23 protein-coding genes are annotated in these 22,434 nt (G+C 58.7%); 13 read left to right on the forward strand and 10 right to left on the reverse strand.

Annotated elements, in window-relative coordinates:
• Nucleotides 1–46: 46 nt before the first annotated feature.
• Nucleotides 47–739: a uracil-DNA glycosylase gene (gene ung, locus ACA048_RS07025; protein WP_192228690.1), complete on the forward strand. Its 693-nt coding sequence runs from the start codon at nucleotides 47–49 to the stop codon at nucleotides 737–739.
• Nucleotides 740–855: 116 nt separating this feature from the next.
• On the opposite strand, the gene ACA048_RS07030 is transcribed toward ung, so the two are convergent.
• Genes ACA048_RS07030 through ACA048_RS07045 form a run of 4 tightly spaced genes read right to left on the reverse strand, consistent with a single transcriptional unit; the run spans nucleotide 856 to nucleotide 4,902 of the window.
• On the reverse strand, nucleotides 856–1,899 hold the full coding sequence (locus ACA048_RS07030; protein ID WP_497628495.1) for an AbrB family transcriptional regulator: 1,044 nt from the start codon (nucleotides 1,897–1,899) through the stop codon (nucleotides 856–858).
• Nucleotides 1,892–3,406 (reverse strand): tripartite tricarboxylate transporter permease, encoded by a 1,515-nt coding sequence (locus ACA048_RS07035; RefSeq protein WP_497628496.1) that lies wholly within the window; start codon nucleotides 3,404–3,406, stop codon nucleotides 1,892–1,894. Before ACA048_RS07035 ends, ACA048_RS07030 begins: the two co-directional genes overlap by 8 nt.
• A 1-nt stretch (nucleotide 3,407) precedes the next feature.
• Complete coding sequence (locus tag ACA048_RS07040) at nucleotides 3,408–3,866, reverse strand: tripartite tricarboxylate transporter TctB family protein (RefSeq protein WP_497628497.1); 459 nt, start codon at nucleotides 3,864–3,866, stop codon at nucleotides 3,408–3,410.
• 58 nt (nucleotides 3,867–3,924) lie between these two features.
• Nucleotides 3,925–4,902: a Bug family tripartite tricarboxylate transporter substrate binding protein gene (locus ACA048_RS07045; RefSeq protein ID WP_497628498.1), complete on the reverse strand. Its 978-nt coding sequence runs from the start codon at nucleotides 4,900–4,902 to the stop codon at nucleotides 3,925–3,927.
• 393 nt (nucleotides 4,903–5,295) lie between these two features.
• Here ACA048_RS07045 and ACA048_RS07050 point away from each other — a divergent pair, with 393 nt between their 5' ends.
• Together ACA048_RS07050 and ACA048_RS07055 are read left to right on the forward strand one after the other, a co-directional pair.
• Entirely contained in the window at nucleotides 5,296–5,967 is a 672-nt protein-coding gene (locus ACA048_RS07050) for a response regulator (protein WP_007944085.1), read from the forward strand.
• Nucleotides 5,960–7,345, forward strand: coding sequence for a sensor histidine kinase (locus tag ACA048_RS07055; protein ID WP_497628499.1), 1,386 nt, complete (start codon nucleotides 5,960–5,962; stop codon nucleotides 7,343–7,345). Before ACA048_RS07050 ends, ACA048_RS07055 begins: the two co-directional genes overlap by 8 nt.
• A gap of 66 nt (nucleotides 7,346–7,411) precedes the next feature.
• On the opposite strand, the gene ACA048_RS07060 is transcribed toward ACA048_RS07055, so the two are convergent.
• Together ACA048_RS07060 and ygfZ are read right to left on the reverse strand one after the other, a co-directional pair.
• Nucleotides 7,412–8,233: an HDOD domain-containing protein gene (locus ACA048_RS07060; protein ID WP_497628500.1), complete on the reverse strand. Its 822-nt coding sequence runs from the start codon at nucleotides 8,231–8,233 to the stop codon at nucleotides 7,412–7,414.
• Between the two features lie 35 nt (nucleotides 8,234–8,268).
• Nucleotides 8,269–9,210: a CAF17-like 4Fe-4S cluster assembly/insertion protein YgfZ gene (ygfZ, locus tag ACA048_RS07065; protein ID WP_497628501.1), complete on the reverse strand. Its 942-nt coding sequence runs from the start codon at nucleotides 9,208–9,210 to the stop codon at nucleotides 8,269–8,271.
• Between the two features lie 149 nt (nucleotides 9,211–9,359).
• Between ygfZ and ACA048_RS07070 the strand changes: the two genes are divergently transcribed.
• Nucleotides 9,360–9,614: an FAD assembly factor SdhE gene (locus ACA048_RS07070; RefSeq protein WP_007944081.1), complete on the forward strand. Its 255-nt coding sequence runs from the start codon at nucleotides 9,360–9,362 to the stop codon at nucleotides 9,612–9,614.
• The gene (locus tag ACA048_RS07075) at nucleotides 9,598–10,050 is read left to right on the forward strand and encodes a protein YgfX (RefSeq protein WP_497628502.1); all 453 of its coding nucleotides are present in this window, start codon (nucleotides 9,598–9,600) and stop codon (nucleotides 10,048–10,050) included. The genes ACA048_RS07070 and ACA048_RS07075 overlap by 17 nt, the downstream gene beginning before the upstream one ends.
• On the opposite strand, the gene nadB is transcribed toward ACA048_RS07075, so the two are convergent.
• Nucleotides 10,019–11,635 carry an L-aspartate oxidase gene (gene nadB, locus ACA048_RS07080; RefSeq protein ID WP_497628503.1) on the reverse strand — a complete coding sequence of 539 codons (1,617 nt, stop codon included), beginning with the start codon at nucleotides 11,633–11,635 and terminating at the stop codon, nucleotides 10,019–10,021. The two genes, ACA048_RS07075 and nadB, sit on opposite strands and share 32 nt — an antisense overlap.
• A 554-nt stretch (nucleotides 11,636–12,189) precedes the next feature.
• On the opposite strand from nadB, the gene rpoE reads away from it, so the two are divergent.
• From rpoE to ACA048_RS07100, 4 genes are all read left to right on the forward strand, one after another.
• Nucleotides 12,190–12,771: an RNA polymerase sigma factor RpoE/AlgU gene (gene rpoE, locus ACA048_RS07085; RefSeq protein WP_007944079.1), complete on the forward strand. Its 582-nt coding sequence runs from the start codon at nucleotides 12,190–12,192 to the stop codon at nucleotides 12,769–12,771.
• A 30-nt stretch (nucleotides 12,772–12,801) separates the two neighbouring features.
• Nucleotides 12,802–13,389, forward strand: coding sequence for a sigma-E factor negative regulatory protein (locus tag ACA048_RS07090; protein ID WP_497628504.1), 588 nt, complete (start codon nucleotides 12,802–12,804; stop codon nucleotides 13,387–13,389).
• An 8-nt stretch (nucleotides 13,390–13,397) separates the two neighbouring features.
• On the forward strand, nucleotides 13,398–14,354 hold the full coding sequence (locus ACA048_RS07095; protein ID WP_497628505.1) for a MucB/RseB C-terminal domain-containing protein: 957 nt from the start codon (nucleotides 13,398–13,400) through the stop codon (nucleotides 14,352–14,354).
• A 182-nt stretch (nucleotides 14,355–14,536) separates the two neighbouring features.
• The gene (locus ACA048_RS07100; protein WP_497628506.1) at nucleotides 14,537–15,964 is read left to right on the forward strand and encodes a DegQ family serine endoprotease; all 1,428 of its coding nucleotides are present in this window, start codon (nucleotides 14,537–14,539) and stop codon (nucleotides 15,962–15,964) included.
• Nucleotides 15,965–16,035: 71 nt separating this feature from the next.
• Here the strand turns inward: ACA048_RS07100 and ACA048_RS07105 are convergent, their stop codons facing one another.
• Nucleotides 16,036–17,469 carry a M48 family metalloprotease gene (locus ACA048_RS07105; RefSeq protein WP_497628507.1) on the reverse strand — a complete coding sequence of 478 codons (1,434 nt, stop codon included), beginning with the start codon at nucleotides 17,467–17,469 and terminating at the stop codon, nucleotides 16,036–16,038.
• Between the two features lie 97 nt (nucleotides 17,470–17,566).
• Between ACA048_RS07105 and ACA048_RS07110 the strand changes: the two genes are divergently transcribed.
• Both ACA048_RS07110 and ACA048_RS07115 read left to right on the forward strand, forming a co-directional pair.
• The gene (locus ACA048_RS07110) at nucleotides 17,567–17,806 is read left to right on the forward strand and encodes a sulfurtransferase TusA family protein (RefSeq protein ID WP_497628508.1); all 240 of its coding nucleotides are present in this window, start codon (nucleotides 17,567–17,569) and stop codon (nucleotides 17,804–17,806) included.
• A gap of 31 nt (nucleotides 17,807–17,837) precedes the next feature.
• Nucleotides 17,838–18,908: an AI-2E family transporter gene (locus tag ACA048_RS07115; protein ID WP_497628509.1), complete on the forward strand. Its 1,071-nt coding sequence runs from the start codon at nucleotides 17,838–17,840 to the stop codon at nucleotides 18,906–18,908.
• Nucleotides 18,909–19,048: 140 nt separating this feature from the next.
• On the opposite strand, the gene ACA048_RS07120 is transcribed toward ACA048_RS07115, so the two are convergent.
• Both ACA048_RS07120 and ACA048_RS07125 read right to left on the reverse strand, forming a co-directional pair.
• On the reverse strand, nucleotides 19,049–19,522 hold the full coding sequence (locus ACA048_RS07120) for a peroxiredoxin (protein WP_497628510.1): 474 nt from the start codon (nucleotides 19,520–19,522) through the stop codon (nucleotides 19,049–19,051).
• A 10-nt stretch (nucleotides 19,523–19,532) separates the two neighbouring features.
• The gene (locus ACA048_RS07125) at nucleotides 19,533–20,093 is read right to left on the reverse strand and encodes a glycine cleavage system transcriptional repressor (protein WP_497628511.1); all 561 of its coding nucleotides are present in this window, start codon (nucleotides 20,091–20,093) and stop codon (nucleotides 19,533–19,535) included.
• Nucleotides 20,094–20,419: 326 nt separating this feature from the next.
• Here ACA048_RS07125 and dapA point away from each other — a divergent pair, with 326 nt between their 5' ends.
• Nucleotides 20,420–21,298 (forward strand): 4-hydroxy-tetrahydrodipicolinate synthase, encoded by an 879-nt coding sequence (gene dapA / locus ACA048_RS07130; protein WP_497628513.1) that lies wholly within the window; start codon nucleotides 20,420–20,422, stop codon nucleotides 21,296–21,298.
• Nucleotides 21,299–21,315: 17 nt separating this feature from the next.
• Entirely contained in the window at nucleotides 21,316–22,431 is a 1,116-nt protein-coding gene (gene bamC / locus ACA048_RS07135; RefSeq protein WP_497628514.1) for an NlpB/DapX family lipoprotein, read from the forward strand.
• Nucleotides 22,432–22,434: the final 3 nt, after the last annotated feature.

Genomic DNA, 22,434 nt, shown 5'->3' on the forward strand with positions numbered 1-22,434 from the left:
ATGGGCTTTCCTAGGGTTCGCCCCATTGTTTTTGCCGGATGTAACCATGACTGCTGACGACCGTATCAAACTCGAACCGAGCTGGAAGGAGGCACTGCGTGCCGAATTCGACCAGCCCTACATGGCAGAGTTGCGTGATTTCCTGCAACAGGAACGTGCGGCGGGCAAGGAGATCTATCCACCGGGCCCGATGATTTTCAACGCGCTCAACTCCACGCCGCTGGACAAGGTCAAGGTCGTCATCCTTGGTCAGGACCCGTACCACGGCCCGGGCCAGGCCCATGGTTTGTGCTTCTCGGTGCAACCGGGCGTACCGGCGCCGCCGTCGCTGGTGAACATCTATAAAGAGTTGAAACGCGACCTGAACATCGATATTCCCAACCATGGCTATTTGCAGAGCTGGGCCGACCAGGGCGTGCTGATGCTCAACACCACCATGACGGTCGAGCGCGCCAATGCCAATGCGCACAAGGATAAGGGGTGGCAGTTTTTCACGGACCGGATCATTGAGGTCGTCAGCCAGCAGCAGCCGCATCTGGTGTTTATGCTGTGGGGCGCGCATGCCCAGAGCAAGCAGAAACTCATCGACGCGACCAAGCACCTGGTGCTGACGTCGGTGCATCCGTCGCCATTGTCCGCGTATCGCGGTTTTCTGGGATGCGGGCACTTCAGCCGGACCAACAAGTTTCTTGAGCAGAATGGCGAAACGCCGATTGAGTGGCGGTTGCCGCCGGTTTGATGCGTTGGCAGTGAGGGCCTCTTCGCGAGCAAGCCCGCTCCCACACTTAACCGAATTGGCCGGACGAACTCGGTCAAATGTGGGAGCGGGCTTGCTCGCGAAGGCGGCGACTCGGCCTATTGGTCTTCATCCGGCATCCGGTTCCAATACTTGAACAACGGCTCCGCCAGAAACAGCACGAACAACAACCGCATCACCTGCATCGCCGTCACCAGCGGCACCGACAACTGCAGCGTCTCCGCCGTCAGGCTCATCTCCGCAATCCCGCCGGGCATCATGCCCAGGGTCAGTGAGCGCAAATCCAGATGGGTCAGCGCGCTCAACCCCAATGCCGCCAGCGTGGCGATCAACATGGTCAACACCGTGCCGATCAAGGTCCTGCCCATGAAAGAAGGCGCACGCCGGAAAAACTGTCGGTTGAAGTGACAACCCAAACCGCTGCCAATAAGCCATTGGCCGATCTGGCTGCCGCCATTGGGCAAACCAATGTGCAAATCCCAACCGATGCTTACCGCTGCACTCACCAGTAGCGGGCCGAACAGCCATGGATTGGGTTGACGAAGACGTTCCCAGAGCCACGCCGCCAAGGCGCCTGCCGGGAACAAAAGGGCCAGCCAGCGCCAGTCCACGGCCGTGGCGTGCAAAACCGGTGCGCCGTCACCCAACAAATACTTGAACGCCGCCGGCACGCACAACACCACCACCAGCACCCGCAAACTTTGCCCCGCCGCCACTCGACTGAGTATTGCGCCATTGCGCGCGCCGAGGTTGACCATCTCACCGGAGCCGCCCGGCATGCTGGAAAAGAATGCAGTGGCGCGATCCTCGCCGGTACGCCGCATCAACCAGACCCCGACCACGGCCGACAGGCTGGTGACCAACGCTCCGAAGAAGATCAAACCGAAATGACCCAACACCTGCTCCATCACCACCGGGGTGAAGTGCAGGCCGATACCGATACCCACAATCCACTGGCCGCACTTGCGGCCGCCAGGGATTTCCGCCAATTGCCAAGGTGTAAGGCAGCGCACGAGGATGATCGCCAGCAACGAGCCGACCATCCACGGCAGCGGCCAGCCGATCAGGCTGGCGAGGTAGCCGCCCAGCAGACCGACCAGCGGCGTTCCCCACCAGGCTTTGAGCGGCGTTCGATCAGACATCGGCAATAACGCGACGGGCGACCGAACGTTTGCGCCAGATCCGCAGGATCGGCACCAGCAGCATCACCACGATCAGCGCCCAGACACCCAGGGTGATCCCGCTCGACCAGAGGATGTCCAGCGAACCGTTGGAGATCGACAGTGCGCGCCGCAGGTTCTGCTCCATCAAGCCGCCGAGGATGAAACCCAGCAAGACCGGCGACAACGGGAAATCCAGCTTGCGCAGGATGTAGCCGAAGATGCCGATGCCGATCATAAGGAACAGGTCGAAGGTGGTGGCGTGCACCGCGAATACACCGATCGCGGTAATGATCGCGATCATCGGCACCAGCGCCCAGTTCGGCACGGCGAGGATGCGGGTGAAGATGCGGATCATCGGGATGTTGAGGATCACCAGCATGATGTTGGCGATGAACAACGAAGCGATCAGGCCCCAGACGATGTCCGGTTGCTGTTGAAACAGCAGCGGCCCCGGCGTGATGTTGTACAGCGACAGTGCGCCGATCATCACCGCCGTGGTGCCTGAACCTGGAACACCGAGGGTCAGCATCGGCACCAGCGCACCGCAGGCTTCCGCGCCGATGGCGGTTTCCGGGGCGGCGAGGCCACGCTTGTCGCCCTGGCCGAATTTGCCACTCGGGCCGGCGATGCGTTTCTCGGTCATGTAGGCCACGGCGCTGGCCAGCGTCGCACCCGCACCGGGCAACACGCCCATGATGAAACCGAGCACACCGCAGCGCATGTTTACCCAGAACACCGAAGCGGCCTCCTTGAAGTTGAACATCATGCGGCCGGTGGCTTTGAACGCTTCCTGACCCCGGTGGGTTTTTTCCAGCAGCAAGAGGATTTCACTGATGGAGAATAGACCCAGCACCAGCACCACAAACTGAATGCCGTCGGTGAGGTGAATGTTGTCCCCGGTGAAACGGTACACGCCACTGTTGGCGTCGATGCCGACGGTGGAGAGGAACAGGCCGATCAACGCCGCAATAAAGGTCTTCAACGGTCGATCACCGGCCATGCCGCCGAGGCAGACAATCGCGAAGACCATCAGCACGAAATATTCCGCCGGGCCGAAGGCAATCGCCCACTTCGCCAGAATCGGCGCGAAGATCACCATCCCGCAGGTCGCGATGAACGCGCCGATGAACGAACTCCAGGCTGACAACGACAACGCCACGCCCGCCATGCCCTGACGTGCCATCGGGTAGCCGTCGAGGGTTGTCATCACGGTGGACGCTTCGCCGGGGATGTTCAGCAGAATCGAGCTGATGCGGCCGCCGTATTCACAACCCAGATACACCGCCGCCAGCAAAATCAGCGCTGACTCCGGTGGCAGGCCGAGGGCGAAGGCAATCGGGATCAGCAACGCCACGCCGTTGATCGGCCCCAGCCCCGGCAGCAAGCCGACGACGGTGCCGATCAGCGTGCCGCACAGCGCGGTGATCAGGTTGTAAGGGGTGAGGGCGACGCCGAAGCCGTGACTCAAATAACCAAGCGTGTCCATATCAGTTCTCCAGAACGTCGAGCAGGCCCAGAGGCAGTGGCACGTCCATGACTTTGTCGAACAGCAAATACAGCCCGATACTCATCAAGCTGATGATCACCACGCTCGGCAACCAGCGCCCGCCATACAGACGCGCCATCGGAATGCCAATCAGCACGCTGCTGAGGATGAAGCCCAGCGGTTCGAACAGGCCGGCGAAGATCAGCAGCAGCACCACGCACAGGCCGATCTTGGTCAGGGTTTCGCGATCCATCGGCGGATCTTCATCGGTGTGCTTGATCGGCGACGGGCGATACACCATGTACACCAGCCCCAGGCCCATCAGGCCCAGCATCAACAAGGGGAAGGCCCGTGGGCCGATCGGTTCGTAGGAAAAGGGTGCCTGGTAAGGCCAGGCCATCAGCACCAGGCTGAGACAGGCCAGCAACAGCACCGAAGCAAAAATGCGTTGTAAGAGCATGGGAAACTCCTGTGCCGCGGCCTCGAAGAACGAAGCCGCAGCCGCTAGACAGAGGCGATCACTGGATCAGGCCGAACTCTTTGGCCAGCACTTTGTAGTCCGCAACCTGCTTCTTCACGTAGGTGTCCAGCTCCGGGCCGGTCATGGCAAACGGGAACAGTTCACGCTGATCACGCAGCTTGGCGAAGTCTTCGGACGCCAGCAGCTTGTCGAAGGCGTCTTTCCACCAGGCGTAGTCTTCGTCGCTGACTTTTGGCCCGAGGTAGAAGCCGCGAACCACCGGCCAGACAATGTCGTAGCCTTGCTCTTTGGCAGTCGGGATGTCTTTCATTTCCGGCTCGTCCAGGCGCTTCTCGGCGAACACGGCCAGCAAGCGCATGTCGCCGCTCTGGATGTGCGGCATGGAGTCGGAGATGTCGGTGCTGCCGACCTGAATGTGGCCGCCGAGCAGGGCGGTGGCGATTTCACCGCCGCCTTCGAGGGCGACGTAACGCAGGTCGCGCGGGTTGATCCCGGCTGCCTTGGCGATCAGTGCGGTTTGCATCCAGTCCTGGCTGCCGACGGTGCCGCCGGAACCGATCACCACTTTGCTCGGGTCTGCTTTCAGCGCCTTGACCAGATCGTCCAGGGTCTTGTAGGGCGAATCGCTTTTCACCGCGATGGCGCCGTAACTGGTACCGACGGCGGCCAGCCAGCGCACGTTGGTTTCATCGAATCGACCAAACTTGCCTTGCGCCAGGTTCAGCAGCGAGCCGCTGGACCAGGCCACCAGCGTGCCAGCGTCGGCGGGGCGCTGAGCGACCACCGCGTTATACGCCACTGCGCCGACACCGCCGGGCATGTAGGTCACGCGCATCGGCTTGGTCAGCAGCTTTTCGTTGAGCAGCGCGCTCTGCGCCAATTTGCAGGTGAGGTCGAAACCACCGCCCGGTGAGGCCGGAGCGATGCATTCCGGGCGTTTGGGTTCGGCCATCAATTGACCGGCGAACAGCATGCAGCTGGCGGCGAGGGCGAAACGGCGCAGGGATCGATTCATTTTTGTCTCCAGGGGAGTTTTTGTTTTTGGGGATGTTTCAGGTGCGGCGGTTTCGCGTCGTGCAGCCGGCAACGACGCTGGCAAGCGTAAACGACGGGATTCTGGAGAAAGGGCGGGACGGACAAGCCTGAAGCTGTGTGGACAGCATGGTGCAGTACCTCATTTATTGTTCTTATTGACGAAAACGCGTCATGGCGTTTTTCGGGAGCTACATTTCAAAGCACTATTGGAGGGGCAGCATTCGAAACCATCCGTGGGCCGACTCTAACGGGCCAACCTTTCACTAACCTTTCAGCAGGCTTTCACGGTTTACAGGCTTCACAGCAGCGGATGCGGCTGTAAACTTCGCGCCAAAGAATGGCGTCGACCATCCCCTGAATGAGGTAAAGATCCATGCGTGTTCTGCTCGTCGAAGACCACTTGCAGCTTGCCGAAAGTGTCGCCCAGGCGCTCAAGAGCACCGGGCTGACGGTGGACGTGCTGCACGATGGCGTGGCTGCAGACCTGGCTTTGAGCAGCGAGGAATACGCCATGGCCATTCTAGATGTCGGCCTGCCGCGCATGGACGGTTTTGAAGTGCTCGCGCGCTTGCGCTCCCGGGGGAAAAACCTCCCGGTGCTGATGTTGACCGCTCGCAGCGACGTCAAGGATCGGGTCCATGGCCTCAACCTTGGTGCTGACGATTACCTGGCCAAACCCTTTGAACTGACCGAACTCGAAGCGCGGGTCAAAGCCTTGTTGCGCCGCAGTGTGCTGGGCGGTGAACGTCAGCAGCGCTGCGGTGTGCTGGCCTATGATCTGGACACCCGGCGCTTCACCCTCGGTGAAGAATTGCTGACCCTGACCTCACGTGAACAGGCCGTTCTCGAGGCGCTGATCGCCCGGCCCGGGCGGGTGATGAGCAAAGAGCAACTGGCCTCCCAGGTGTTCGGTCTGGACGAAGAAGCCAGCCCTGACGCGATCGAAATCTACGTGCATCGCTTACGCAAAAAACTCGACGGTCAACCGGTCGCGATCGTGACCTTCCGCGGTCTTGGCTACTTGCTGGAAAGCCGCGATGCATAAGCCCAGCAGCCTGCGCTGGCGGTTGCTGTGGAACCTCGCGCTGTTGCTGGTGGTGTTAATGCTGGCCAGCGGTTTGAGCGCCTACTGGAATGGTCGCGAAGCGGCCGACACCGCCTACGACCGCACTTTGCTGGCGTCGGCGCGAACCATTGCGGCGGGTGTCACCCAGCGTGACGGCACGCTCAGTGCCGACGTGCCCTACGTGGCGCTGGATACGTTTGCCTACGACAGTGCGGGGCGAATCTTTTACCTGGTCAATGACATCCACCAGAATTTGATTTCCGGTTACGAAAACCTTCCCGCACCACCTCCCGGAACGCCGCGCACCGATGACTACCCGGCGCTGGCACGGTTTTACAACGCCACGTATCGCGGGCAGAACGTGCGGGTGGTCAGCCTGCTCAAACCGGTCAGCGAGCCGAATATGAATGGTATGGCGGAAATTCGCGTTGCGGAAACCGATGAGGCACGGGTCAGCATGGCGCGCAGCCTGGCGGCGGATACGTTGCTGCGGCTGGGCATGCTGGCGATTGGCGCGCTGCTGTTGGTGTGGTTTGCGGTGAGTGCGGCGTTGCGCCCGCTGGAACGCTTGCGCACGGCAGTGGAAGAGCGCCAGTCGGATGATCTGCGGCCATTGCCGTTGGTGGAAGTGCAACACGAGTTGTGGCCGCTGGTACGCGCGCTCAATCACTTTACCGAACGGCTGCGCGAGCAGTTTGAGCGTCAGGCTCAGTTCATTGCTGATGCCGCCCATGAACTGCGTACGCCGTTGGCAGCGCTCAAGGCGCGGCTTGAGCTTGGACTGCGGGCGAGTGAACCCGAAACCTGGCGCAACACCCTGGAAACCGCTGCCCAGGGCACGGATAGATTGACGCACCTGGCCAATCAATTGCTGTCGCTGGCACGGGTCGAAAACGGTGCCCGAGCGATTGCCGAGGGCGGGGCGCAGTTGCTGGATTTGAGTCAGTTGGCGCGGGAGTTGGGCATGGCCATGGCGCCGCTGGCCCACGCACGCGGTGTTGCCCTGGCACTGGAAGCGGACGAGCCGGTGTGGTTGCGCGGTGAACCGACGCTGTTGAACGAACTGCTGAGCAATCTGGTGGATAACGCACTGGCCCATACGCCGTCCGGCGGTAATGTGATTCTGCGGGTCACTGCACCGGCGGTTCTGGAGGTTGAGGACGACGGGCCGGGGATTCCGGTTGATGAGCGTGAGCGGGTATTCGAGCGCTTTTATCGGCGTAATCAGCAGGTGGCCGGGTCGGGGCTGGGCCTGGCGATTGTCGGCGAGATCTGCCGTGCGCATCTGGCGCAGATCAGCCTGCATGATGGTCAGACGAAGGGGTTGAAGGTTCGGGTGAGTTTTATTGCCGGGTAGTTTTGTGTTATCTGGGCTGGCTCCTTCGCGACCCGACTTGCTCGCGAAGGGGGCGCTGCGGTCTGACTAGTAAAACATCGACCGCGATTCTTCCAGATCCCGGCACATCGCCTCGTTCTGCGGATCGATCCCCAGCTTCTTGAACGACGGCACGTTGAACACATCGATTCGAGCCAGCGGATGATCGGTGTCCTTGTGGCAATACAGACTGGCCACTTGCACCAGATCGACATAATCAAGCCGGTCAGAGTCCCGCTTGAAGTCCAGGTATTGCCCTGGCACCTTCACCAATTTCTCGGGGAACTCCCAGACCCTGAGCAATTTGTCGCCGATCAACGGATGAATCTGATCGATCACATGGTTAAGGCTGACCGGGTCAGAAAGCAGCTGATAGTGATCTTCGGCGTAGGTCAGAATCGGCAACACGCCGATCTGATGCACCAGACCACCGAGGGCGGCCTGGTCGGGTTTGAGTTGTGTGTAATGGCGGCACAAGGCATAGCTGACCCCGGCGATTTCCAGGCTTTTGCGCCAGACATCGCGCATCTTCTGTTGCACCACCTCGGAGCGAGCGTGGAAAATCTGTTCCATCACCAGGCCGATTGCCAGGTTGCTGCTGTAGTTGACGCCCAGTCGCGTGATCGCCGTGTGCAGGTCGTTCACCTCTTGAGTCGCACGCAGCAGCGGGCTGTTGACCACTTTGATCAGGCGCGCCGATAAAGCCGTATCGCGGCCGATCACTTTACTCAGTGTACTGACACTGATTTCCGGGTCTTCGGCGGCCTTGCGAATCTGCATGGCCACTTCCGGTAATGTTGGCAGAACCAGGTCATCGTTATCGATGGCCTCAACCAAATCCTGTTGGACCTTTTCCGCCAGATCGTTCATTTCGTTTCTCTAGGGTGTTGCAACAAATGCTGCGGTTAACGCTGGATTTCGCGGTCGCGATCCAGTGAGTAAGGCAGGTCTAGCAAGTTCAGGGCCGGTCCTTCGAGAGCTCCGAGATGAAGGTCACCCCCCTCAGCTGCTTCGGCTTGCAGCACGGCCAGGAGTTCAATGCTTTGTTCCGCGTTGGCCGCCAGGACCACTTCGCCGATGGAACTGCCATGGGACGGGGAAAACAGCGGCGTGCCGGGGGCGGGCAGTGCGCTGGAATCCAGGGTCAGACGATACAAGCGGCGCTTGAGTTTGCCCAGGTACTGCATGCGCGCGACGATTTCCTGGCCGGTGTAGCAGCCTTTCTTGAAGCTCACACCACCGACGGCTTGCAGATTGAGCATCTGCGGGATGAACAGTTCACGTGTCTCTGGCATGACCTGACCGATCCCTGCGCGGATCTGGCCCAGTAGCCATTGGTTCAGAGGGCCTTCGGCCAACATGGCGGTCAGCTTGCCTTTGATGGCGTCGGCCTGATCAGCGGCAACCCACAGTTCAGCCCGATCCGGTGAAACGCGGATAGCGATCAGACCCTCATGACGCACAACACTGTCGGTGTCTGCCGGCAACTCAAGACCGAGGCTGCTCAGCGCGGCATCGCCATAATCAAGGCCGAAGCGGACCCAGGCGGCGCTTTCGTCGGACAGTTTGGATTTGGAAAACACGGCGTACTTTTTCAGGTCGGACAATTGCGGTTCCAGCAGCTCGGTGGCCATCGCCATCAAAACGCCGTCACCTTCCAGCAGAATGCGGAAACTCGACTGCATCCGGCCTTTTTGCGTGCAGCGGGCGCCCAAGCTGGCCTGGGTATCGCTCAGGTAATTGAGGTTGCAGGTCAATTGGCCTTGCAGGAATTTGCCGGCATCCGCGCCGCGGACCGCGAGAACGCCTTCGTGAGACAGGGTGCAGAAAAAAGCAGAATCGGCCATGGGTCATCGCAGGGTAAAGAGTCTGGGGGACATCATAAGGGGGCGCCCGTGAAATGGGTAGTTCACAAAAGGTCGGCAGTGCCCGACCAAAGCCGACTGTTCGACGCTGCCCGGGGCTGTATACTTGCCGCCTATTTGAGGAGCGCTCCATGGTCGAAGATGTTGAACTGAATCGCCTCTACTGGCACAGCCGCCGCGGCATGCTTGAGCTGGACGTATTGCTGGTGCCGTTTGTGAAAGAAGTCTACCCGCACCTCAATGATGTCGACCGTGATTGCTACCGCAAGCTGCTTGAGTGCGAAGATCAGGACATGTTCGGCTGGTTCATGGAACGCGCCGAATCGGAAGATCCGGAGCTTCAGCGCATGGTTCGCATGATCCTGGACCGTGTCCAGCCCAAGTAATACGTTCGAATGCCGCTGGCATGCCTCGCGGCAGTTGCTGGCGGCGTATTTCCTGGCCCAGCTGTTCGCGCTGGGTTCGTTGTTTCTTCTGTCTATACCGGCCTGGGCCAGTCTGCTCGGCGCTTTTTGCTGTCTGACGCATGGCGCTTGGGCATTGGAGCGTCAGATTTTGCTGACACACCCACAGGCATTTCGCGGCTTGCGACGCGACGCCGAGGGTTGGCAGTTATGGAATCAGGCTCAGGGTTGGCAGCCGGTGCAGCTGCGACCGGACAGCCTCGCGCTGCCATTGATCGTGGTGCTACGGTTTCGCCTGCGCGGTGAACGGCGGGTCAGATCGATCTGCATATCCGACGACTCGCAGGCGGCGGATGTGCACCGACGCCTGCGGGTTCGACTTGCGTTCAGCCGACGTAGGTGGGCGGCACCAGAATAGTGTCCAGGGCAACCGGGAGCATATTGGGGTAGTCGAGGGTGTAATGCAGGCCCCGGCTTTCCTTGCGTTCCATGGCTGACTGGATCATCAGTTCTGCTACCTGAGCCAGGTTACGCAACTCGATCAAGTCGCGGCTGACTTTATAGTTGCTGTAGAACTCATCGATTTCGTCGAGCAACAGCCGCACGCGGTGCTGGGCCCGTTGCAAGCGTTTGTTGGTGCGCACGATACCGACGTAGTCCCACATGAATCGCCGCAGTTCATCCCAGTTGTGCGCAATGATCACGTCTTCGTCGGAATCGGTGACCTGGCTCGCATCCCAAACGGGCAGGGCAAATGGCATTGGCACGTGCGGTAGCTGTTCAAAAATGTCCGCCGCCGCTGAACGGGCGTAGACGAAACACTCCAGCAGCGAGTTGCTGGCCATGCGGTTGGCGCCGTGCAGGCCAGTGAAACTGGTTTCGCCAATGGCATACAGCCCTGTCACGTCGGTGCGGCCGTTTTGATCGACCATCACACCACCGCAGGTGTAGTGCGCCGCCGGAACCACCGGGATTGGCTGCTTGGTAATGTCGATGGAAAACTCGAGGCAGCGTTCGTACACCGTTGGAAAGTGCGATTTGATGAACGCTTCGGGCTTGTGGCTGATGTCCAGATAGACGCAGTCGATACCCAGGCGCTTCATTTCATGGTCGATGGCCCGGGCAACAATGTCCCGTGGCGCCAGTTCTGCGCGCGGGTCGAAGCGCTGCATGAACCGTTCACCGTTAGGCAGCTTCAAGTGTGCACCTTCGCCGCGCAGGGCTTCGGTGACCAGGAAGCTTTTTGCCTGCGGGTGGTATAGGCAGGTGGGGTGGAACTGGTTGAACTCCAGGTTCGCTACCCGGCAGCCAGAACGCCAGGCCATGGCGATGCCATCACCGCAGGCGCCGTCGGGGTTGCTGGTATAGAGGTAGACTTTGGCTGCGCCACCGGATGCGAGGATGACGAAGCGTGCGCCGTAGGTGTCGACTTCGCCGGTCCCGCGATTGAGTACATAAGCGCCAAGGCAGCGGTCGCCTTCCAGGCCCAGGCGTTTTTCGGTGATCAGGTCCACCGCGACGCGCTGTTCCAGCAATTCAATGTTAGGCCGTTGTTTTGCCTGGGCCAGCAATGTTCTGAATATCGCGGCACCCGTGGCATCGGCAGCATGAATGATGCGCCGATGGCTATGGCCGCCTTCGCGGGTCAGGTGAAACTCGAACCCGCCGTCTTCGGTGCCAGACTGTTCATCGCGGGTAAACGGCACGCCCTGGTCGATCAGCCATTGGATCGCCTCTTTGCTGTGTTCGACGGTAAAACGAACAGCGTCTTCATGGCACAGGCCGCCGCCGGCATTGAGGGTGTCATCGACGTGAGACTCGACGGTGTCGGTGTCATCCAGAACGGCCGCGACGCCGCCCTGGGCCCAGAAAGTCGAGCCGTTGGCGAGGTCGCCTTTGCTCAGTACCGCGATGCGCAAATGATCGGGCAAGGTCAGTGCAAGACTCAAACCGGCAGCACCGCTGCCAATTACCAGAACATCATGTTGAAACTGTTGGCTCATTTCAGGATTCCGCTCAAAGCGACCCGGGTCGGGGTTGGCGCATGACTGCTGGAACGGCGAGTCAGTCGGCCACACAGCCCACTAGTATATAGAGGGGGGGCGCGGCACAATACCCGAGCGTCTATGGCATTGTGAAACTACTGTGACGGGAAATACCCGACGCTTCGTCGGATGGTTTTTTGGTCGAATCGACGACAAGACGACTGTATCGTCGATTTAACAGTATTTTTCTATTCGCGGTTGCACAATCTCGGCGCCGTCCATTTATAAATATGGAACTTTTGCCAAAGGCCCAAGATCAATAGACGGTTGCCAGATTCAAGGGGCAGTGTCGGCTTCAGGGCAGGATCTGTAGTTTGATCCTTGCTGGCGAATCCGATGACAAGATTATTCGCGCAGCCGGGTAACCCGCGCTGCGCTTTTCGTGCGTGCCAAATCAGAGCCCGCAGGAAACTTGCTTGGAGGGGAGAACTTTTGCGAAAAGCCCGAGTCTATGTTTGCAAGTCTGGTCGTTCAGTTATGCAAGCCTCCTCCGAGCTTATCGAGGAGTGTTCATGCTAACCCAGGAAGAGGATCAGCAGCTGGTCGAGCGCGTTCAACGTGGCGACAAGCGAGCTTTCGATCTGCTAGTGCTGAAATACCAGCACAAAATTCTCGGGTTGATCGTGCGTTTCGTGCACGACACCCATGAAGCCCAGGATGTGGCGCAGGAAGCCTTTATCAAGGCGTACCGAGCCCTTGGAAATTTTCGCGGAGACAGCGCGTTTTACACGTGGCTTTACCGCATCGCCATCAACACGGCGAAAAACTATCTGGTTTCACGCGGCCGTCGGCCGCCGGATAGCGATGTCAGTTCCGAGGATGCAGAGTTCTACGATGGCGATCATGGCCTCAAGGATCTCGAGTCGCCAGAACGCGCGTTGCTGCGGGATGAGATCGAAGGCACCGTCCATCGAACCATTCAGCAACTGCCAGAAGATTTGCGTACGGCTTTAACTTTACGTGAATTCGATGGTCTGAGTTACGAGGACATTGCGGCAGTCATGCAGTGTCCGGTGGGTACCGTGCGCTCCCGGATTTTCCGCGCTCGGGAAGCCATCGATAAAGCCCTGCAGCCGTTGTTGCAGGAAAACTGAGACAGCGGCGATAGCCAAGAGAGGAACGCCATGAGTCGTGAAGCCCTGCAGGAATCGCTGTCCGCAGTGATGGATAACGAAGCGGACGAGCTGGAATTGCGTCGGGTATTAAATGCCTTGGACGATGTTGAAACCCGTGAGACCTGGGCTCGTTACCAAATCGCTCGGGCAGTCATGCACAAGGACTTGTTGCTTCCACGCTTGGATATCGCTGCGGCAGTGTCTGCTGCGTTGGCCGACGAAGCTGTGCCGGCAAAAGCCTCCCGTGGTCCATGGCGCAGCCTGGGTCGTCTGGCAGTTGCCGCTTCGGTCACACTTGCTGTACTGGCTGGCGTTCGTTTGTACAATCAGGACGAGATCGCTGGTGTCGAACTGGCTCAGCAATCCAATCAACCGGTTTTGACCGCTCCTCAAGTTAAAGGCCCAGCTGTATTAGCAGGCTACAATGAGAGTTCGGATGCCACTGGCCCTATGGCCAACGGCGTATTGCAAGGTCAGCCGGGCTGGCACGATCAGCGTCTGCCAGGCTACTTGCGCCAACATGCTCAACAGGCTGCATTGAAAGGCACTGAAAGTGCGCTGCCTTATGCTCGTGCAGCAAGCCTGGAAAACCGTTAAGGAGGATCATGCGCTCCATACCTCTACTTTCGCTTCTGCTCGCAGGCTGGTTTGTTGTACCAGCCCACGCTGATGAGGCCCAGGATTGGTTGACCCGTCTGGGTCAGGCCGAGCAACAGCAAAGCTTTCACGGTACTTTCGTTTACGAGCGTAACGGTAGTTTTTCTACCCATAACATCTGGCATCGCGTCCAGGATGGCAAAGTCCGAGAGCGTTTACTGCAGCTCGATGGCTCAGCACAGGAAGTCGTGCGCATTGATGGGCATACTCAATGCGTCAGCGGCGCCCTGATTGCAGGACTGGGTGATTCGCCCAATTCTGCTGCTCGTGCACTGGATCCACAAAAGTTAAAGAGTTGGTATGACCTTGCCGTCATCGGCAAGTCGCGTGTGGCTGGGCGTGCGGCAGTGATTGTTTCGCTGACGCCACGTGATCAGCACCGATACGGTTTTGAGCTTCATCTGGATAAAGAAACCGGCCTGCCGCTCAAGTCATTGTTGCTCAATGACAAAGGGCAATTGCTGGAGCGATTCCAGTTTACGCATTTGGATACCACCAAGGTTCCGTCTGACAGCGATTTGCAGGCAGGCGCTGATTGCAAGGCTGTCACCCTCGACAGTGACAAGGCTTCCGCCATTAAAACGGCTCAAGTCTGGCATTCGGACTGGTTACCACCTGGTTTCGAGTTGACCAGCAGCAGCGCTCGCAAGGATCCGGAGACCAAAGCTCAGGTCAACAGTCTGATGTATGACGACGGTCTGGCGCGTTTCTCGGTATTCCTTGAGCCATTGAATGGCGCAACCGTGACGGACACCCGCACACAGTTGGGACCCACTGTCGCTGTATCCCGGCGCTTGACCACGCCTCAAGGCGAAATGATGGTGACCGTGGTCGGTGAGATCCCGATAGGCACCGCTGAACGGATTGCGCTGTCGATGCGCGCCGATGCCACTGCAACCAAGTAGTGAGTGAATGTCGAAATGTTTGGTGAGCATTTCAATTTGCAAACAATCCTGATTTTTTCTATAGGTTAGAGTTTCACGGCTCTAGCCTTGTTTTGTTGTTTCCGGAACAAAAATACCGGCGTATTGTTCCCGGTGTTCCTTGCTCCATATTGCTCAACCATGCTCGTCGTAACGGGAGCCGTATGTCGATACCACGCTTTAAGTCCTACCTCGCCATTTTTTCTACCGTGCTGGTCTTCGGTCAGGCGGTCACTGCTCAAGCAGCCGAGTTGCCGGATTTCACCCAGATCGTCGAGCAGGCCTCGCCTGCGGTGGTGAACATCAGTACGACACAGAAACTGCCGGACCGCAAAGTGTCCGGGCAAATGCCGGACCTTGAAGGCTTGCCGCCAGCGCTGCGCGAGTTCTTTGAAAGGGGCATGCCTCAACAACCGCGTTCACCTCGCGGTGATCGTCAGCGAGAAGCTCAGTCCCTAGGCTCGGGTTTCATCATCTCGCCTGATGGTTATATCCTGACCAACAACCATGTGATTGCCGATGCCGACGAAATTCTCGTGCGTCTCGCTGATCGCAGTGAACTGAAAGCCAAACTGGTCGGCACCGATCCGCGCTCCGACGTGGCGCTGCTGAAGATTGAAGGCAAGGACCTGCCGGTTCTCAAGCTCGGTAAATCCCAGGACCTGAAAGCCGGTCAGTGGGTTGTCGCCATCGGTTCGCCGTTTGGTTTCGACCACACCGTGACCCAAGGCATCATCAGTGCCATCGGGCGCAGCCTGCCGAACGAAAACTATGTGCCGTTCATCCAGACCGACGTGCCGATCAACCCGGGTAATTCCGGTGGTCCTCTGTTCAATCTGAATGGCGAAGTGGTCGGGATCAACTCGCAGATCTACACCCGTTCCGGTGGCTTCATGGGCGTATCGTTCGCGATCCCTATCGACGTTGCCATCGATGTTTCCAATCAACTGAAAGATGGCGGCAAAGTCAGCCGTGGTTGGTTGGGAGTGGTGATTCAGGAAGTGAACAAGGACCTGGCCGAGTCGTTTGGTCTTGAGAAGCCGGCCGGTGCACTGGTGGCTCAGATCCAGGATGACGGCCCGGCTGCCAAGGGTGGTCTGCAAGTCGGCGACGTCATCCTGAGCATGAACGGTCAGCCGATCGTCATGTCGGCCGATTTGCCACACCTGGTGGGCGCGCTGAAGGCGGGCGCCAAGGCCAATCTTGAAGTGATTCGCGAAGGCAAGCGCAAGAATGTCGAGCTAACGGTTGGCGCGATTCCTGACGAAGAAAAAGATATGGATACGATGCCTAAATCGGGCGTTGAAATCAGCAGTAATCGTTTGGGTGTCTCCGTCGCCGAGCTTTCCGATGAGCAGAAGAAAACCTACGACCTCAAAGGTGGTGTGGTGATCAAGGAAGTTCAGGAAGGCCCTGCATCCCTGATTGGTTTGCAGCCAGGAGATATCATCACTCACCTGAACAACCAGGCCATCGGCTCGGGCAAGGAGTTCACCGACATTGCCAAGGCACTGCCGAAGAACCGTTCGGTTTCGATGCGGGTTCTGCGCCAAGGTCGTGCCAGCTTCATCACCTTCAAACTGGCTGATTAATCCGGTTGTTGGATGAAAAAAACCGCCTCGAAAGAGGCGGTTTTTTTGTGCTCGGCTTTTGAAGCTGAAAGTCAGCCCATCATGTCCTTGATCATGCGCTCCTGTTCCATCAGCTCACGCTGACGCGCATCGATGCGCGAAGACAGGGGGAAGTTGCTGCCGGCCTTACGTTTGGCGAAATCCAGTTGCTGAATGGCCTGGCGATAGTCGCCGACCAACGCAAAGTACTCCGCGCGAGCCTGATGCAGGCCGATGATGTTGCCCGACAGGCCGCGAGTCTCGGCCACCTGATACCACACGTCGGGATCATCAGGACGCGACTTGAGCAGGCTTTCCAATGCCTTTTCAGCATCGGCGGTGCGGTCCTGTTTCAGCAGCAAATCGACACGTATCTGATTGAGCGGATAGTTATCGGGGTACTGAGTGAGCATCCGGTCGACGCGAGATTGAGCATCCGGCAGACGATTGTTGGTCATGTCCAGATCGATCTGCGCCAGGTTATAGATGATCTCGTTCGGCGATTTTGCCAGCAACGGCTTGAGGTTCTCCCGAGCCTCATTCAACCGGCCTCCCTTGATTTGGGCAATCGCCAAACCATAGCGTGCGACATCATTTTTCGGGTTTTCATCAAGCAGGGCACGGAAGCGCTTGGCGCCCAGGCCGGGGGTTTCTTCATAGAACAACTGGACTCGTGCACGAATCAGCTGATAACGCATGGTGTCTTCGATGCCGCCCGGTGGGGCCTGTTCGGCGCGGTTGCGGGTATCGGCGATCCGCGACTCGGTAACCGGGTGAGTCATCAAAAATTCCGGCGGCTTGGCGTCGAAGCGATACTGGCGCGCCAAGCGCTCGAACATGCTCGGCATCGAGCGTGGGTCGTAACCGGCTTTTTCCATATTGAGAATGCCGATGCGGTCGGCTTCCTGTTCGTTCTGACGCGAGAAACGCCGTTGCTCCTGCATTGCCGCCGCTTGAGTACTCGCAATGGCTGCCATCCCGGCATTGCCGCCACCGGCTGCCGCAATCACGATCCCGGTCAACAGGGCGGCCATCATCGGCACTTGCATGCGCTGCTGGGCTTCAATGCCTCGGGCAAAATGGCGTTGCGACAAGTGAGCCAGTTCGTGAGCCATTACCGACGCGTATTCGCCCTCGGTCTGCGCATTGAGGAACAAGCCGCCGTTGACCCCGACGATCCCGCCCGGCGCCGCAAAGGCGTTGAGCTGCGGGCTGTTGATCAGGATGAATTCCAGTCTCCGGTCACTCACCTGGCTGGTTTCCACCAGTCGATAAACGCTGGATTCGACGTAACTCTTGAGTTGCGGATCGTTGAGTTGCGAGACCTGGCTGCGCAATAGTGCCAGCCAGGCACGGCCCAACTGGTATTCCTGTTGCGGCGAGACGATGGCAGAACTGGCGTCGCCAAGTGACGGCAGGTCGTCGGCAAAGCCCGGTGAGGCAAGCAGGCAAGCGAGCGTCAGCAGGGAGGGGCGCAAAAAAGTCATGCACAAAGCCTTAGTCGACAAAGTCCTTACTGTAGCCGGACACTGGGCTTGCGACCAGATATTCTAAGCCTCTCAAACACGTGCCCGGAGAGAAGTAATGACCGACGCTGTAGCCCATGACACCGAACTGGACGCCAGCGGCCTGAATTGTCCGTTGCCGTTGCTCAAGGCCAAGCTGGAACTCAATCGCATGGCCAGTGGCGCGGTGCTCAAGGTGATCGCCACGGATGCCGGTTCTCAGCGCGACTTTCGCACCTTTGCCCGATTGGCCGGTCATACGCTGCTTCGTGAAGAAGATGAGGCGGGTGTTTACCGCTACTGGTTAAAAAAAGCCTGAAACCTGCGGCGTTCGTTTCTAAGGAATATTGATGTTCAAAGTGTTACGCGACTGGATTCAGCGCTACTTTTCCGATGAAGAAGCCGTGGTACTGGCCGTGTTGCTGTTTCTGGCATTCACCGCCGTACTCACCTTGGGCGGCATGCTCGCGCCGGTATTGGCCGGGATGGTGCTGGCGTATCTCATGCAGGGCCTGGTTGCCACCCTCGAACGCTTGCGTATGCCCGGCGGCGTGGCGGTGGGGCTGGTCTTCGCGCTGTTCATGGGCGCGCTGCTGGTCTTCTTGATTGTCGTGGTGCCGTTGCTCTGGCATCAGTTGCTTACGCTGTTCAACGAGTTGCCCGGCATGCTCGCAAAATGGCAGTCGTTGTTATTGCTGTTGCCCGAGCGCTATCCGCATATGGTGTCTGATGAACAGGTATTGCAGTTCATCGAAGTGGCGCGCGGCGAAATCGGCAAGTTCGGCCAGTGGGCGCTGACGTTCTCACTGTCGAGTCTGCCGCTGCTGGTGAACATCATGATCTACCTCGTTCTGGTGCCGATCCTGGTGTTCTTCTTTTTGAAAGATCGGGAAATGATCGGCCAGTGGGTACGCGGTTACCTGCCCCGTGAGCGGGCACTGATCACCCGAGTCGCTCACGAAATGAACCGGCAGATCGCCAATTACATTCGCGGCAAGGTCATCGAGATTTTCATCTGCGGTGGTGTGACCTATATCGGTTTTGTCGTTCTCGGACTCAACTACGCGGCGCTGCTGGCATTGTTGGTGGGCGTGTCGGTGGTGGTGCCGTACGTCGGCACCGTGGTGGTGACCGTGCCGGTCATGCTGATTGCGCTGTTCCAGTGGGGCTGGAGCGATCAGTTCATCTATTTGATGGCGGTCTACGGGATTATTCAAACGCTGGACGGCAACGTGCTGGTGCCGTTGCTGTTCTCGGAGGCGGTCAACCTGCACCCGGTAGCGATCATTTGCGCGGTGCTGTTGTTTGGCGGGTTGTGGGGATTTTGGGGAGTGTTCTTTGCGATTCCGCTGGCGACGCTGTTCAAAGCCGTACTGGATGCGTGGCCGCGCAAGGAGCCGGAAGTCGCGCCGCTGCTTTAACTGACAGCCATATTTCTTTAGTGAGGCTGAGTGCCTCTTCGTCGGAACGCCGCCCGGAGCAAGCCCGCTCCCACAGGATTAATGCAGTCCCTGTAGGAGCGGGCTTGCCCGCGAAGGCGTCCGAACAGGCGCCGAAGAGATCAGACTTTGTTTAACGCCTGAGCAGCCGCCAATACCGCATCCACATGCCCCGGCACCTTCACACCACGCCATTCCTGACGCAGCACACCGTTCTTGTCGATCAGGAATGTGCTGCGATCAACGCCCATGTATTCCTTGCCATACAGCTTCTTCAACTTGATCACATCAAACAACTGGCAAAGTGCTTCTTCCTTGTCGCTGATCAGCTCGAAGGTGAACGCCTGCTTGGCCTTGAAGTTCTCATGGGACTTGAGGCTGTCACGTGATACGCCGAACACTTCGGTGTTGGCCGCTTTAAAAGCCTCAAGCTGATCGCGAAAGCCCTGACCTTCAGTGGTGCAACCTGGCGTGCTGTCCTTCGGGTAGAAGTAAATCACCACCTGCTTGCCTTTAAGGTTCGCGAGGCTGACGGTCTGTCCATTGGTGGCGGGTGCTTCGAAGTCGGCAACCGGTTGGTCGATGGCAACGGCCATGAAAGCTTCCTTACATTGGGTTTTGTGGGCGCCACGGTTCGATCAGGGCATCCAGGTTCAGCGCGTCGGCGAAATCCAGGAACTGATCGCGCAGCCAGCTGATTTGCACGCCGGCCGGCAAGGTCACGGTAAACGTGGCGTTGAGCATGGTGCCGCCGGTTTGTGGCGCCTGATACGTGTCGCAGGTCAGGTTTTCCAGCTCGACGTTGTGGTCCGTGAAGAACTGGCACAGCTCATTGATGATGTCCGAGCGATAAGCCGAACTGACATAAGCCACGTAAGGCAGCGCCTGAGGACGATTCTCCAGCGCCGCGCTGCGCACCACATTGACGGTGAACGCATGCTTTTTGGAGAGACTCGGCAGGCTGCCTTCCAGGCGCGCCAAGGCGTCCCAGCTGCCGGAAATCTCGAGGATCAACGCACTGCACTCGCCATGACGGGTCAGGCGGGAAGTGACCACGGCGCAGCGATTTTCATGGCTGGCGCGGCACAGGACGTTAGTCAGCTCCATGGGGTTGGCGCCGAGGGCACTGATGACAAGGAATTGTTCGCGAACTGTGGGGGTGGACATGCAGCATTCCTAAAGCGATGAGCGGTCGATACGTCTAAGGGCTTTTTCCGGGAACGAGCCTGCGGATGCGAATTCAGAAAACCCGAGCCACAAGGTTGCAACATGCTCCAGTGAGGCAGGAGCGAGGGGTGGCAACGCTGGATCGGGGCTTGTGATGCCGTAAATGGAGGCTGGAAACTGGCGTACGAGCTTATCAGTACCGATCAAAGTCTGAAGGGTAGCGAAAAGCAGCGCCAAGGGGAATGGCGGCAGCGCAGTACTTCGCTTGTACAAGCATCTTGGCGCCAGTACCATTACGGCTCTCTTTTTCCGGCAGGAGCGGTTGCATGATTGCGGGCAGTATGGTGGCACTGGTCACACCCATGGATGCACAAGGTAATCTCGACTGGGACAGCCTGAGCAAACTGGTGGACTTTCACCTGCAAAACGGCACCCACGCCATCGTGGCGGTCGGCACTACAGGTGAATCGGCCACCCTCGACGTGAACGAGCACATCGAAGTGATTCGTTATGTGGTCAAGCAGGTTGCAGGGCGCATTCCGGTGATCGCCGGGACTGGCGCGAACTCGACTCGCGAAGCCATCGAGCTGACCACCAATGCGAAGACCGCCGGTGCCGACGCTTGCCTGCTGGTGACTCCGTATTACAACAAGCCTACCCAGGAAGGCCTGTACCAGCACTTCAAGGCCATCGCCGAAGCTGTCGATATCCCGCAAATTCTCTACAACGTGCCCGGCCGTACAGCGTGCGACATGCTGACCGAAACCGTGATCCGCCTGTCGACCGTGAAAAACATCATCGGCATCAAGGAAGCCACCGGCGACCTGAGCCGTGCTAAAGCCATCATTGATGGAGTGAGTAAAGATTTCGTGGTGCTATCCGGTGACGACGCCACCGCAGTCGAGCTGATCCTGCTCGGCGGCAAAGGCAACATCTCGGTCACCGCCAACGTTGCGCCGCGCGATATGAGCGACCTGTGCAACGCTGCCCTGAAAGGCGACGCCGTGACTGCTCGCGCGATTCACGAAAAGCTGATGCCACTCAATAAAACCCTGTTTATCGAATCCAATCCTATTCCCGTGAAATGGGCTCTGCATGAAATGGGCTTGATGCCGGACGGTATCCGTCTGCCGCTCACCTGGCTCAGTGCTGCCTGTCACGAACCGCTGCGGCAGGCCATGCGCCAGTCCGGCGTCCTGGTTTAATTGAGGAAGTACAACGCATGAAGCGAATGGCCGGACTTTCCGCACTTGCCTTGATTATCTCCAGCACAAGTGGCTGTGGATGGGTCTGGGGCCCGGAAGGTTATTTCCGTGACCGTGGTAGCGATTACCTGGAAGCGCAACAGACTCCACCGATGCAATTGCCAGCGAATATCACAGACGCCAAACGTCTGGAACCGCTGCTGCCGATCCCGCGTAACGTGGCTGATGACACCGCCAAGGGCGAATACATCGTTCCTCGTCCACAGCCGTTGTCGGCGTCGGCCGATGCCAGTCCTTACTCGCTGCAGAAAGTCGGCGATTCGCGCTCGATCCTGGCGCAAAACCCACCGGCGGAAATCTGGCCAGTGGCTGTACAGTTCTTCCTGGACAACGGTTTCCGTCTGGATGAACAGCGTCCGCAAACCGGCGAATTCACCACCACCTGGCAGCATTCCGACGAACTGTCCGCCGCAATGGCCAAGCGCCTGAGCGCAGCCGGCGTGAGCACCGACAGCCAAACCCGCGTGCGGGTACGTATCGAGCCGGGCGTGCAGCGCAACACCAGTGAAATCTATGTGGTCAGCGCCGAACGTCCTGCCGGCAGCACTGCCGACGTCGAGTTCACCAACCGTTCGCTCAACACCGACCTGGACGCGGCACTGACCAACGACATGCTCGCGAGTATGAGCCGCATTTCGGAGAAGGGCGGTTCGGTCTCCATGCTGGCTTCGCGTGATTTCGATACACCAAGTCGTGTCAGCCTGAGCGAAGACGGTAGCGGCAACCCGGTTCTGAACGTCGGCACCGACCTGGATCGTGCCTGGTCGAGTGTCGGTCGTGCGCTGGAACAGGGCGAATGGCGCGTTGAAGACATCAACCGCAGCCTGGGCCTGTACTACATCAACTTGTCCGAAAAAGCCGAGAACAAAGACGATAAACCTGGTTTCTTCAGCAGCCTGTTCGGCACCGCGCCGAGCAAGGAAGAAGTTGAAGCCCGTGCCGAGCGTTATCAGGTTCGCCTGAGCAAGGTCGGTGAAAACGTCCAGGTCACCGTCGAGAAAAACATCAACACCGTGGCGCCAGCAGACGTGGCGCGCAAAGTGTTGAGCGAGATTCAGGACAAACTGGGCTGATCA

This window comes from Pseudomonas sp. LBUM1659 (assembly GCF_059716045.1).